General features: G+C 62.5%; 12 protein-coding genes. All 12 read left to right on the top strand.

Going from position 1 to position 12,228, the window contains the following annotated elements; genetic code table 11:
* Window positions 1–39 precede the first annotated feature (39 nt).
* The 12 genes from ACJ8OK_RS01025 to menE all read left to right on the top strand — a co-directional run bounded on the left by ACJ8OK_RS01025 (window position 40) and on the right by menE (window position 12,210).
* Complete coding sequence (locus ACJ8OK_RS01025) at window positions 40–903, top strand: DMT family transporter (RefSeq protein WP_033632511.1); 864 nt, start codon at window positions 40–42, stop codon at window positions 901–903.
* A 19-nt stretch (window positions 904–922) separates the two neighbouring features.
* Complete coding sequence (locus ACJ8OK_RS01030) at window positions 923–1,459, top strand: DUF2938 family protein (RefSeq protein WP_033632512.1); 537 nt, start codon at window positions 923–925, stop codon at window positions 1,457–1,459.
* Between the two features lie 137 nt (window positions 1,460–1,596).
* Complete coding sequence (locus tag ACJ8OK_RS01035; protein ID WP_033632513.1) at window positions 1,597–2,841, top strand: MFS transporter; 1,245 nt, start codon at window positions 1,597–1,599, stop codon at window positions 2,839–2,841.
* A 235-nt stretch (window positions 2,842–3,076) separates the two neighbouring features.
* Window positions 3,077–3,586 (top strand): DUF1097 domain-containing protein, encoded by a 510-nt coding sequence (locus tag ACJ8OK_RS01040; RefSeq protein WP_004935976.1) that lies wholly within the window; start codon window positions 3,077–3,079, stop codon window positions 3,584–3,586.
* A 363-nt stretch (window positions 3,587–3,949) separates the two neighbouring features.
* Window positions 3,950–4,714, top strand: a complete 765-nt coding sequence (idnO, locus tag ACJ8OK_RS01045) for a gluconate 5-dehydrogenase (protein ID WP_033632515.1) — start codon at window positions 3,950–3,952, stop codon at window positions 4,712–4,714.
* A gap of 22 nt (window positions 4,715–4,736) precedes the next feature.
* Window positions 4,737–5,768 (top strand): L-idonate 5-dehydrogenase, encoded by a 1,032-nt coding sequence (gene idnD / locus ACJ8OK_RS01050; RefSeq protein ID WP_033632516.1) that lies wholly within the window; start codon window positions 4,737–4,739, stop codon window positions 5,766–5,768.
* 81 nt (window positions 5,769–5,849) lie between these two features.
* Window positions 5,850–6,161, top strand: coding sequence for a stress response protein ElaB (gene elaB, locus ACJ8OK_RS01055; RefSeq protein WP_004935964.1), 312 nt, complete (start codon window positions 5,850–5,852; stop codon window positions 6,159–6,161).
* A 380-nt stretch (window positions 6,162–6,541) separates the two neighbouring features.
* Window positions 6,542–8,218 carry a 2-succinyl-5-enolpyruvyl-6-hydroxy-3-cyclohexene-1-carboxylic-acid synthase gene (gene menD / locus ACJ8OK_RS01060; RefSeq protein ID WP_442530335.1) on the top strand — a complete coding sequence of 559 codons (1,677 nt, stop codon included), beginning with the start codon at window positions 6,542–6,544 and terminating at the stop codon, window positions 8,216–8,218.
* The gene (menH, locus tag ACJ8OK_RS01065) at window positions 8,215–8,985 is read left to right on the top strand and encodes a 2-succinyl-6-hydroxy-2,4-cyclohexadiene-1-carboxylate synthase (RefSeq protein WP_033632518.1); all 771 of its coding nucleotides are present in this window, start codon (window positions 8,215–8,217) and stop codon (window positions 8,983–8,985) included. The genes menD and menH overlap by 4 nt, the downstream gene beginning before the upstream one ends.
* Before the next feature lie 11 nt (window positions 8,986–8,996).
* Entirely contained in the window at window positions 8,997–9,854 is an 858-nt protein-coding gene (menB, locus tag ACJ8OK_RS01070; protein ID WP_015378566.1) for a 1,4-dihydroxy-2-naphthoyl-CoA synthase, read from the top strand.
* Complete coding sequence (gene menC / locus ACJ8OK_RS01075; protein ID WP_033632519.1) at window positions 9,854–10,837, top strand: o-succinylbenzoate synthase; 984 nt, start codon at window positions 9,854–9,856, stop codon at window positions 10,835–10,837. The genes menB and menC overlap by 1 nt, the downstream gene beginning before the upstream one ends.
* On the top strand, window positions 10,825–12,210 hold the full coding sequence (gene menE, locus ACJ8OK_RS01080; protein WP_060559971.1) for an o-succinylbenzoate--CoA ligase: 1,386 nt from the start codon (window positions 10,825–10,827) through the stop codon (window positions 12,208–12,210). The genes menC and menE overlap by 13 nt, the downstream gene beginning before the upstream one ends.
* Window positions 12,211–12,228: the final 18 nt, after the last annotated feature.

The following is a 12,228-nucleotide window of genomic DNA, read 5'->3' on the forward strand; positions in this document are numbered from 1 at the left end:
GATACGGCCCTGACCAAAGGCCGTTAATAAGAGAAGATCATGGTAGCTTTGTGGATGGTCGTCGCCAGCGGATTCTTTGCGCTGATGGGTGCTTGCATCAAGTTGGCGTCGACGACGGTCGGATTTTTCGACATCATTTTTTATCGTTCTCTCATCAATGTGCTGATCGTCGCGGCGCTGATCAAGATCCAGCGCCTCGGTTTTCGCACCCGTCATCTCGGATTGCATATGAAGCGGGCGGCGATAGGCAATGCGGCGATGTACTGCGGTTTTTATTCGCTGATACATCTGCCGATCGCCACCGCCACCACGTTGGGTTATACCAACCCCCTCTTTCAGTCGGCGATCGCGTTCATCACGACCCGAGGGCAGCTGACCGGTCGGCTGTTGTTTTCCGTGCTGTTGGGCTTTACCGGCATTTTGGTCTTGCTGCGCCCCGACGCCCCCAACGGGGAGTACGTTGCCACGCTGGTCGGGCTGGCGGCCGGTTTGTTGACCGCGCTGGCTTACTTTAACGTCGGCAAGCTGGTGCGGCGCGGTGAGCCGGAACTGCGCGTGGTGTTCTATTTCTCGCTGGTGGGAACGCTGGTTGGCGGCCTGATGACTGCGTTGCTGGGCTTTTCCTTGCTGGACGGCGCAATGCTGCTGTGCGTCTGCGCCATTGGCGTCTTCGGCAGTCTGGGGCAGATCGCCATGACTCGCGCCTACGGGGGCGGCAATGCGGTGATTGTCAGCATTCTCTCTTACAGCACCATTATTTTCTCTACGCTGCTTGGCTATCTGATATTTGGCGAGCAGCTGTCTTATATCGCCACCGCCGGTATGGCGCTGATCGTGTTGTCCGGCGCGTTGGCGGTGCGCAAGCGTGCTTCGGCCAAGTCCGAGCAGGCGGCGGTGGCATAACGTGATAAGGAACGAAACAATGAACATGCGTCCGGTTGGCGTCATGGCGATGGCGGTCTTGTTTGGCATAGTGGCGACGCTGACGATGGATGGGGTGAACAGTGTCGCCTCCAGCGTCGGTCTCATCGGCAAGCTCAACCTGGCCTTCATCGGCAAACTGATGAATCAATGGCTGCAGGGGCAATTTTGGTTTTTGCGGCCTGGCGACATTCCCGATGTGCCAGAGGCTCTGATGATGGGCTACGGCGCGCACTATTTTGCCGGCATTAGCCTGGCGATCCCGTTCTATTGCCTGATCTGCCCGCGCGTTAAGTCGGGGGGCGGCCTGTTCGTCGGGGCGCTGACGTATGGCCTGGCCTGTTCGCTGATTTCGCTGTGCTTCATTTATCCCTCGGTGGGGTTGGGGTTTTGGGGAATGGCCGGCAAAAATCCGGCTTTGCTGATCGCCAGCCTGGCCAACCATGCAGTGTATGGCGTGGCATTGGGCGGCTGCGCCATCGCTTGGCGGCGTCGCATGCTGCAGAAATGCATGCCTGACGCTGCGATGCTGCATTAATGAATCACGATGATGCATTCTTGGCTATTTTGGGCGTGATAGCCCAACGCTATGATAAGCGCGCTTCCTGAAGCCGCGTGGCATGCGGGAAGACGCATTTATTTAGGGCGAATGCCTGATCGATTCGGGAGTTGAACATGTCAGAAAGTATCGCCGTTGAAGAAACGGCTAAAGCGAAGGCGGGTACATCGCATTTCGCTATCTTGCTGTTTCTGGCGTTGGCATTGATGTCAGCGCTGTTGAACAGCAGCGCGCCGACGCCGCTTTATCCGCTTTATCAACATGAGCTGGCGTTGAGCTCGGTCAGCCTGACGATCATTTACGGCGCTTATGCCGCGGGCGTGCTGATTTCGCTGTTCGGCGTAGGCAATATGGCGGGGAAAGTAAAAGACCTGCGCAGCATGATCGTGCCGGCGCTGTTGGTGGTGTTGCTTGGCGCGCTGCTGTTTTCGGTGGCGTCGTCGTTCTTCATGATGTTTATGGCACGGCTGCTGGCCGGCGTCGGCACCGGCGCCCTGACCGGTGCGGCGAATATCGCGTTGGTGCGTTTCGGGCCGCAGGACGGCGGAAAAAATGCGGCGTTGATCGCGACGCTGTCCTTTACCACCGGATTGGCCCTGGGCCCGATCTTTAGCGGCGTCGCACTGCAAACCGGTTTTCATACCACGTCATTGCCGTTCATCATCATCATGGCCATTGCCGCCGTCGCCGCACTGGGCGTGATGCTGCGCTGGCCGCGAGAGACGGTGGCGGCGCAGGCCGATAGCGCAGCGGCGGATAACGCGCCGGTGGCGAAAAGCTCTCTGGCGGATGGCCTGCGCGCGACCGGCGGTAAATTCTTCCTGTGCGCCGGGGCGTTGTTCATTTGTTGGGCGGTTGCCGCCAGCATTCTGGCGATAGGGCCGAGCGTCGCCGAAAAACTGTTGGATATGCAGAGCCGTGGCGTCTTTGGCTATGTGGTCGCCGTCTATCTGGTGATTGCCGGCATCAGCCAGATTTTGAGTCGTCGCATCAACGCCCGCCATTCGTTGATGTTCGGCTGCCTGGCTCAGGCTTTGTCGGTCGGGGTGTTCGCCGTGGCGATTCAGATCCATTCGCTGGCGCTGGCCGCCGCAGGCATGGTGATCGCCGGTTACGCCTATGGCGCGATCTTCGTCGGCAGCGCCACGCTGGTGAATCTGATTTCACCGAAAGCCAGCCATGCGCGTTTGATCTCCCTGTTCTACGTGATCGCATATATCGCTAACTGGGTGCCGATCCTGTTGGGCGTTGTGATCGACCACGCCGATTTGCATTTGGCGACCCACTTGTTATTCCTGAGCAGCGCCGTGATTTGTTTGATGTTGAGCGTCATGGTAACGCGTGCGGGCTTCCCACGCTGAAACCGGCGTTCGGGAGGGGGGCGACAGGCGTCGCATGTAGGCATTTCATTTGAGATCGTGATTTCCCTGGTGTTGTGTTATTCCAGCGTGCTCGTCACGCTGGCTTTTTTTTGTGATACACATTGCTTTTTTGATATTTACATTTCCTTATTTGCATTTTTTTCGTGATTTTAGTCACGAAAAAATCACTTGCTTCGGGTAAACTGCGCGCTTTATTTTTGCCGCGGGTCACTTTATGAACGTTCTTTTCGCCATTGCCGTTACTACCGGGATCCTCTCCGGCGTTTGGGGCTGGGTTGCCGTCAGCCTGGGGCTGATCGGTTGGGCCGGTTTTCTCGGCTGCACGGCGTATTTCGCCTGCCCGCAGGGCGGGCTGAAAGGGCTGTTGATCGGCGCGTTGACCTGCTGCAGCGGCGTCTTCTGGGCAATGGCGATCATCCACGGCAGCGAACTGGCGCCGCAGTGGAATCTGCTGGGGTATCTGCTGACCGGCGTCGTGGCGTTCCTGATGTGCATTCAGGCCAAACAGCAGTGGCTGGGGTTCGTGCCCGGCACCTTTATCGGCGCCTGTGCGACCTTCGCCGGCGGTGGCGATTGGCCGCTGGTGACGCTTTCCCTGCTGGTGGGCCTGCTATTCGGCTATGCGATGAAAAACAGCGGTCTGTGGTGGGCGGCTCGCAGCGAAAAAGCCCGCGCTACGCCGCCGATTGGCCCGAATGCCGGCTCAAACGGTGCCGCCGAGTGAGAGACGGCAGTTCACCACCAGCGTTTGGTTACCCGGCGTTTGGGTTACGCCGGCCCATTGTGCGATGTCCTGTCGCGTAACGCGGAGGTGTTTCATTCGGTGGCCTTCACGGGCGGCGCGGCAAGGGGGATAGCGGCATGTTAACCCATCGATTTGGCGATAACAATGAATGTACTTCTATTGAAAATAGCCGTTTTTCAATCGTATAGATAAGTTTTACCCGCTGGCTGCCTGCGTGAGATCACGTTAAGGGTAACAGGGTTTCGTAACATGATTTTCAGTGATTTCCATCACGTTTTTACCGGTAACAATCGGCTGAGATAGAAGCCTGTCCGATTGGAGGCCTGATGGCCGGGAATCACTATGAACAATCTGTTTTCACTGGATAACAAGACCGTCTTGATCACCGGCGCCTCGCGCGGCATCGGTTTTCTGCTGGCACGCGGCCTGGCGCAGCAAGGCGCGCATATTCTGGTCAACGCCACCACCGAAGAACATGCCCGGCACGCCGCCGAACGTTTGCGCGAAGAGGGGCTGCGCGCCGAGGCGGCGGCGTTCGATGTCACCGATTCCCAGGCGGTGCATGCCGCCATCGACCGTATTGAAGCGGACATCGGCGCGATAGACGTTTTGATCAACAACGCCGGCATCCAGCGCCGCCACCCGTTCACCGAGTTTCCGGAGCAAGACTGGGACGACATCATTGCCGTCAACCAGAAGGCGGTCTTCATCGTGTCGCAGACCGTGGCGCGTTACATGGTGCCGCGCCGGCGCGGCAAGATAGTCAACATCGGCTCGATGCAAAGTGAGCTGGGCCGCGACACCATCACCCCTTATGCGGCGTCCAAAGGGGCGGTGAAAATGCTCACGCGCGGCATGTGCGTGGAGCTGGCGCGCTACAACATTCAGGTCAACGGCATTGCCCCCGGCTACTTCAAAACCGAGATGACGCAGGCGCTGGCCGACGATCCGGCCTTCACCGCCTGGCTGACCCAACGCACGCCCGCCGCGCGCTGGGGCGATCCGCAGGAGCTGATCGGCGCGGCGGTGTTCCTGGCCGCCGACGCCTCCGCCTTCGTCAACGGGCAACTGCTGTTTGTCGATGGCGGCATGTCGGCGGCGGTGTAATCTTTTTCCGTGGAGTCTTGCGATGAAAATTCAAACTCAGTCCTGTGTGGTCAACGGCAAGCGAGACGTGGCGGTGATCGCGCAAGAAGTGGATTATCGAGGGCAGGGAACGCTGGTGAAAATCAGCCGCGGCGGCATCTGCGGCTCGGATCTGCATTACTTCCAGGAAGGCAAGGTCGGCAATTTTCAGGTGCGTCAGCCGATGGTGCTGGGCCATGAGGTGATCGGTGAGGTGGTCGCCAGCGATTCGCCGCAGTTGCCGGCCGGGCAGAAGGTGGCGCTCAATCCCAGCAAACCCTGCGGGCAGTGCAAATACTGTCTGGAGCAGCAAAGCAATCAATGCGTCGAGATGCGCTTTTTCGGCAGCGCGATGTATTTTCCGCACGTCGACGGCGCTTTTACCCAATACAAAGTGGTGGATAGCGCGCAGTGCATTCCTTACGCCGCCGATCGCGACGACAGGGTGATGGTGTTCGCCGAACCGCTGGCGGTGGCTGTCCACGCGGCGAAGCAGCCCGGCGATGTGGCGGGGAAAAAGATCTTCGTGTCCGGCGTCGGCCCGATCGGCTGTCTGCTGGTGGCGGCGCTGAAAGCGCTGGGCGCCGCCGAGATTGTCTGCGCCGATCTCAGTCCGCGCTGCCTGGCGATCGCCAGCCAAATGGGGGCCAATCGGTGCCTGCATGCCGCGGACGACGATTTTAGCGACTATCAGCAGGACAAGGGCTATTTCGATGTCGCCTTCGAAGTGGCGGGACATCCGCTGTCGCTGCAGCGCTGTCTGGAGATCACCCGCGCCAAAGGCACCGTGGTGCAGGTAGGCATGGGCGGCAGCTTCCCTGATTTCCCGCTGATGTTGTTGATCGCCAAAGAGTTGAACCTGCTCGGATCGTTTCGCTTCGTGGCGGAATTTGCGCTGGCGGTGGCCTGGCTGGCCGGCGATGTGGTCGATCCGTTGCCGCTGTTGTCGGCGGAATTCGCCGGGGACCAACTGGCGCAGGCGCTGGAGTTTGCCGGCGACAAGCGCCAGGCCGCCAAGGTGCAATTGGTGTTTTAGGGTAAAAGTCCGATGGCCGCAGGCGACGATCCTTGTCTATAGTGTAGGAACGCTTAATTTTTCAACCACGGAGACCTCACTATGGCAAGACATTCGGATGCTGAGCAAACTACGCTGGATGACGATCTGAGAATGCTGACCGAGACGCTGGAAGAAGTGTTGCAATACACCGGCGATCGCGCGGATCAGGCCTACATTGACATCAAGTCGCACGCCGAGCAGGCGCTGAGTGAGGTCAAGGCGCGCTGGGCGAACACCGGCGAATCCTACTATGCGCGCGCCAAAGAAGCGGTGCACCGCACCGACGACTACGTGCGGGATAAACCCTGGCACAGCGTAGGCATCGGTGCCACCGTCGGGCTGGTGCTGGGGCTGCTGCTGGCCCGCAAATAAATCATGTCATCGGGGCGGCGCAGGCCGCCTCGTGCTTTTCTGCAGACTGTGTCGTTCATCCCGCCGTTTCCCCGATCGCTTTCCCTTATCCCGCCTATACTTCCCGCTGGCCGCCGTTGGAGCGCCTTTATCTCCCTTGTTTTTGTATGGACGGATTGAGCCGGCGTCGCCGCAAGTGTAAAGTGTTTGTGTTTTAATTGTTTGTTTTTTGTTCTAAATCAAACAATTATCTGGTGTAAACACCCAGGGATATACGGCGTTCTTGCGCTGGCGCAAAAGCCGTGAAAATAACACCTCATATAATACAGAACGTAACTACAGGCGCGGCGTCCGTCGGCTGCGCCGGGGACGATCTCTGCTAACTGACTTGTGAGCGAACTATGTCGACAAGTGTTTTTAATCGCCGGTGGGCGGCTGTGCTGCTCGAGGCGCTGGCCCGCCATGGGGTGCGGCATGTTTGTATCGCTCCGGGATCGCGCTCCACGCCGCTGACGCTGGCCGCCGCGGCCAACCGATCGTTTATCTGCCATACCCATTTTGATGAGCGCGGGCTCGGCCATTTGGCGCTCGGGCTGGCGAAGGCGGCGCGTGAGCCGGTGGCGGTGATCGTTACGTCCGGCACCGCGGCGGCGAACCTTTATCCCGCGTTGATCGAAGCCGGCCTGACCGGTGAACGGCTGGTGTTTCTCACCGCCGATCGGCCGCCGGAACTGATCGACTGCGGCGCCAATCAGGCGATCCGTCAAAACGGTCTCTACAGCAGCCACCCGACGTTGGCGATCGATCTGCCGCGTCCGACGCCGGATATTCCGGCCGCGTGGCTGGCCTCCAGCGTCGACAGCGCGATGGCGCGCCTGCAGCATGGCGCTTTGCATATCAACTGCCCGTTCGCCGAACCGCTGTACGGCGGCGATGAGCGTCACTATGCCGATTGGTCCGCCGCGCTGGGCGACTGGTGGCAGAGCGATCGTCCGTGGCTGCAGGAAAGCGAGACGCGTGCGGCGCCGTCGCCGCAGCCGGACTGGTTCTCCTGGCGGCAAAAGCGCGGCGTGGTGCTGGCCGGGCGCATGAGCGCGGAAGAGGGCGCGCAGGTGGCCGACTGGGCCGAAACGCTGGGCTGGCCGCTGATCGGCGATGTGCTGTCGCAGACCGGGCAACCGCTGCCCTGCGCCGATTTGTGGCTCGCGCATCCGCAGGCGCAGCGCGTACTGCAAGATGCGCAGCTGGTGGTGCAGTTCGGCGGCAGCCTGACCGGCAAACGCCTGCTGCAATGGCAGGCGCAGTGTCAGCCGGAAGAATATTGGATTATCGACGAGCTGCCGGGGCGGCTCGATCCGGCCCAACACCGGGGGCGGCGCCTGCGCGCCGGCGTGGCGCAGTGGTTGGCGCAGCATCCCGCGCAACCGCGCGCGCCGTGGGCCGCCGGGCTGGCGGCGCTGGCGGATAAAGCGCTGACGGCGGCGTCCACGCATCTGCACGATAACTTTGGCGAAGCGCAGCTGGCGCACCGCCTGCCGGAACTGCTGCCGGAGAACGGCCAGCTGTTTCTCGGCAACAGCCTGGTGGTGCGACTGATCGACGCGTTAACGATGCTGCCTGCCGCTTACCCGGTATTCAGCAACCGCGGCGCCAGCGGCATCGACGGTCTGATTTCCACCGCCGCCGGCGTACAGCGCGCCACCGCCCGGCCGACGTTGGCGGTGGTGGGCGACCTTTCCGCCCTGTATGACCTCAATGCGCTGGCGCTGCTGCGCCACTGTTCGGCGCCGACGGTGCTGATCGTCGTCAATAACAACGGCGGCCAAATTTTCTCACTGCTGCCGACGCCGGAAGAGGAGCGTCAGCGCTTTTACTGCATGCCGCAGAACGTTGAGTTCAGCCACGCGGCGGCGATGTTCCAGCTTGACTATGCGCGGCCGGAAAACTGGCGCCAGCTGCAACAGGCGGTTGAGCAAGGCTGGCGGCGCGGCGGCGTCACGTTGATAGAGTTGCAGGTGCCGCCGAGCGCAGGGGCCGAAAGCCTGCAATACCTGGTGCAACAGATGGCGGTGCAATGATGCTGGCGACGCGAATTTTGCAACAGGGCGAAGCGGGCCGCCCCTGGCTGATATGGTTGCATGGCCTGCTCGGCAACAACAATGAATGGCGGGTGATCGCCGCGCGCTGCCCGGAATGGCCGTCGTTGGCCATCGATCTGCCCGGCCACGGCGATTCCGTGGCGGTGAGCTGCCGCGGCTTCGACGACATCAGCGCGCAAATCGCCGCGACCCTGCAACTGCGCAATATCGAGCGTTATTGGCTGGTGGGCTACTCGCTCGGCGGGCGCATCGCCATGTATCACGCTTGCCACGGACGCCACGACGGTCTGCAAGGCGTGCTGGTCGAGGGCGGCAACCCGGGGCTTGAGGACGAACAACAGCGCCGCGATCGTTGCGAGCAGGATGCGCGATGGGCGGCGCGTTTTCGCAGTGAGCCGATTGCCGAAGTCCTGGCGGACTGGTATCAGCAACCGGTGTTCAAAGAGCTCAGCCACGTGCACCGCCAGGCGCTGATCGCCGCGCGCTCGGTCAACAGCGGCCCGGCGATCGCCGACATGCTCGAAGCCACGTCGCTCGGGCGGCAGCCCTATCTGGCACCGCAGCTGCGCCAACTGACCGTGCCGCTGCGGGTGCTGTGCGGTGAGAACGATCCCAAATTTCAACGGCTGGCGCGCGACGCCGGGTTGCCGTTGCGCATCGTGCCGCAGGCCGGCCACAACGCGCATCTGGCCAATCCGCAGGATTTCGTCGCCGAGCTGCAGACCTTTCTCGTTAACCCTGGTTAAAGGAACCGAACATGCTTTATCCGAATGAAGAACAGCTGTATGCCGCCATCGCCTGGCAGGATTGCACCGGCGATTTCGAAGACATTCTGTATCACAAGTCCGCCGACGGCATCGCCAAAATCACCATCAACCGGCCGCAGGTGCGCAATGCGTTTCGCCCGCAAACGGTCAAAGAGATGCTCGACGCGCTGGCCAACGCCCGTTACGACGACGGCATCGGCGTCATTATTCTGACCGGCGCCGGCGATAAGGCCTTCTGCTCCGGCGGCGATCAGAAAGTGCGCGGCGACTACGGCGGCTATCGCGACGACAGCGGCGTACACCACCTCAACGTGCTGGACTTCCAGCGCCAGATCCGCACCTGCCCGAAACCGGTGGTGGCGATGGTGGCCGGCTATTCGATCGGCGGCGGCCACGTGTTGCACATGATGTGCGATCTGACCATCGCGGCGGATAACGCCATCTTCGGCCAGACCGGCCCGAAAGTGGGCTCGTTCGACGGCGGCTGGGGGGCGTCTTACATGGCGCGCATCGTCGGCCAGAAGAAGGCGCGCGAAATCTGGTTCCTGTGCCGCCAGTACGACGCCGCCGCCGCGCTGGACATGGGGCTGGTCAATACGGTGGTGCCGCTGGCCGATCTGGAAAAAGAGACGGTGCGCTGGTGCCGCGAAATGCTGCAGAACAGCCCGATGGCGCTGCGCTGCCTGAAGGCGGCGCTGAATGCCGACTGCGACGGCCAGGCCGGTTTGCAGGAGCTGGCGGGCAACGCCACCATGTTGTTCTACATGACCGACGAAGGGCAGGAAGGGCGCAACGCCTTCAACGAGAAGCGCCAGCCGGACTTCAGCAAATTCAAGCGTAACCCGTAATGAGCGGGGCAAACCGCAGCGCGGCGCTATACCGTTACAGCCTGCCGATGGAGGCGGGCGTGGTGCTGCGCAATCAGCGGTTGAAAACGCGTGACGGATGGGTGGTGCAGCTGCGTCAGGGCGAGCGTGAGGGGTGGGGCGAGATCGCGCCGCTGCCGGAGTTCAGCCGGGAAACGCCGGCGCAGGCCGAACGGGCCGCATTGGACTGGCTGCAGGCGTGGCTGGCGGACAACGAACCGGAGCACAGCGCGCTGCCCTCGGTGGCCTTTGGGCTCAGCTGTGCGCAGGCCGAGCTGGAGCAGCGCTTGCCGACGCAGGCGGATTTCCGCAAGGCGCCGCTGTGTACCGGCGATCCGGACGAGCTGTTCGAGACATTGAGCGCTTTGCCGGGCGAGAAAGTCGCCAAGGTGAAAGTAGGGCTGTATGAGGCGGTGCGCGACGGCATGATCGTCAACGTGCTGCTGGAGGCGCTGCCGGATCTGCGGCTGCGGCTGGACGCCAACCGCAGTTGGAGCCGTGCCAAGGCCGACGGCTTCGCTAAATACGTCAACCCGGCGTGGCGCGATCGCATCGCCTTTTTGGAGGAGCCCTGCAAGACCCGTGATGAATCGCGCGACTTCGCCCGGGCGACCGGTATCGCCATCGCCTGGGATGAGAGCGTGCGGGAGGTGGACTTTGTGGTGCAGGCCGAGCCGGGTGTGGCGGCCATCGTGATCAAGCCGACGCTGGTCGGCAGCCTGGCGCGCTGTCAGGCGCTGGTGGCGCAGGCGCACGCGGAGGGGCTGACGGCGGTGATCAGTTCCAGCCTCGAATCCAGCCTGGGGTTGACCCAGCTGGCGCGCATCGCCCATTGGCTGACGCCGGACACCGTGCCGGGGCTGGACACGCTGGGGTTGATGAAGGCGCAGGTGCTGCGCCCGTGGCCGGGCAGCGCGTTGCCGCTGCTGGATGTTTCGGCGCTGGAGTGTCTATGGCGCGGTTAAGCGATTGGCCGTGGCGGCACTGGGCGCGCCTTCAGCCGCAGGCGACGGCGCTGTTGCTCGGCGAACGGCCGCTGAGCTGGCTGGCGTTGCAAAGCCAGGTGGATGAGCTGGCGGCGGATTTCCAGCATCAGGGCGTTGAACCGGGCTGCGGCGTGGCGCTGTGCGGTAAAAACAGCTATCCGCTGCTGCTGGCCTATCTGGCGCTGCTGCAATGTGGCGCGCGCCTGTTGCCGCTCAATCCCGCCTTGCCGACGCCGCTGCTGGCGCAGCTGTTGCCGGAATTGGATATGACCTTTGTCTTCGGCCCGGACTCGTTGCCGGCGCTGCCGGAAGAGGTGATTCGATTGACGCCGCCCTCGACCGAGCCGCGTTGGCCAGACCTGCCGACGTGGGATGCGCAGCGTCTGGCGACGCTGACGTTGACTTCCGGTTCCAGCGGCATGCCGAAAGCGGCGGCGCACAGCTACGCCAACCATCTGGCCAGCGCCGACGGGGTGTTGCAGCTGATGGATTTTCAGCGCGAGGATTGCTGGCTGCTGTCACTGCCGCTGTTTCACGTCTCCGGTCAGGGCATCGTCTGGCGCTGGCTGGCGGCGGGTGCGCGGCTGGCGGTGCGCGAGATGCACCCGCTGGCCGAGGCATTGGCTGGCTGCACGCACGCCTCGCTGGTGCCGACGCAGCTCTGGCGGCTGTTGGCGCAACCGCTGACGGGCATGACGTTGAAAGCGGTGCTGCTCGGCGGCGCGATGATCCCGGTGGAGCTGACCGAACGGGCGGAGGCGGCGGGGATCCGCTGCTGGTGCGGCTACGGGCTGACCGAACTGGCCTCCACGGTGTGCGCCAAGCGCGCCGATGCGCGGCCGGGCGTCGGCCTGCCGCTCGGCGGCCGCGAAGTAAAACTGGTCGACGAAGAGGTCTGGATCCGCGCCGACAGCCTGGCGCTCGGCTACTGGCGTCATGGGCATCTGCAGCCGTTGGCCGATGAGCAGGGCTGGTTCGCGACCCGCGATCGCGGCGTGATGGAGGAGGGGGAACTGCGCATTCTCGGCCGGCTGGACAACCTGTTTTTCAGCGGCGGCGAAGGGGTGCAGCCCGAGGATATCGAACGCGTGCTGGCGGCGCACCCGCAGATCACGCAGGCGTTTGTGGTGCCGATGGCGGACGCTGAGTTCGGCCAGCGGCCGGTGGCGGTGATCGACGGCGATCCGGCGCTGTCGTTGGGGGCGCTGCTCGCCTGGTCGCAGAACCAGCTGGCCAATTTCCAACGCCCGGTGGCGTTGCTCCCGTTGCCCGAGGAACTGAAAAACGGCGGCATCAAGATTTCTCGCCGCCAGTTGCAGCAGTGGGTGGCGCAGCGTCTCTCCCAGGCATAAAAAAGCCGCCCGAAAGGG

Source organism: Serratia sp. CY71090 (genome assembly GCF_052166845.1).
GTDB lineage: Bacteria > Pseudomonadota > Gammaproteobacteria > Enterobacterales > Enterobacteriaceae > Serratia > Serratia nematodiphila.

What these genes read in the sequence shown, in the direction of transcription:
- menH (WP_033632518.1), top strand. Translation starts at nt 8,215, where the DNA reads ATGATGCTGGCGACGCGAATTTTGCAACAGGGCGAAGCGGGCCGCCCC.
- idnD (WP_033632516.1), top strand. Translation starts at nt 4,737, where the DNA reads ATGAAAATTCAAACTCAGTCCTGTGTGGTCAACGGCAAGCGAGACGTG.
- ACJ8OK_RS01025 (WP_033632511.1), top strand. Translation starts at nt 40, where the DNA reads ATGGTAGCTTTGTGGATGGTCGTCGCCAGCGGATTCTTTGCGCTGATG.
- ACJ8OK_RS01030 (WP_033632512.1), top strand. Translation starts at nt 923, where the DNA reads ATGAACATGCGTCCGGTTGGCGTCATGGCGATGGCGGTCTTGTTTGGC.
- menC (WP_033632519.1), top strand. Translation starts at nt 9,854, where the DNA reads ATGAGCGGGGCAAACCGCAGCGCGGCGCTATACCGTTACAGCCTGCCG.
- ACJ8OK_RS01040 (WP_004935976.1), top strand. Translation starts at nt 3,077, where the DNA reads ATGAACGTTCTTTTCGCCATTGCCGTTACTACCGGGATCCTCTCCGGC.
- menB (WP_015378566.1), top strand. Translation starts at nt 8,997, where the DNA reads ATGCTTTATCCGAATGAAGAACAGCTGTATGCCGCCATCGCCTGGCAG.
- menD (WP_442530335.1), top strand. Translation starts at nt 6,542, where the DNA reads ATGTCGACAAGTGTTTTTAATCGCCGGTGGGCGGCTGTGCTGCTCGAG.
- idnO (WP_033632515.1), top strand. Translation starts at nt 3,950, where the DNA reads ATGAACAATCTGTTTTCACTGGATAACAAGACCGTCTTGATCACCGGC.
- elaB (WP_004935964.1), top strand. Translation starts at nt 5,850, where the DNA reads ATGGCAAGACATTCGGATGCTGAGCAAACTACGCTGGATGACGATCTG.
- ACJ8OK_RS01035 (WP_033632513.1), top strand. Translation starts at nt 1,597, where the DNA reads ATGTCAGAAAGTATCGCCGTTGAAGAAACGGCTAAAGCGAAGGCGGGT.
- menE (WP_060559971.1), top strand. Translation starts at nt 10,825, where the DNA reads ATGGCGCGGTTAAGCGATTGGCCGTGGCGGCACTGGGCGCGCCTTCAG.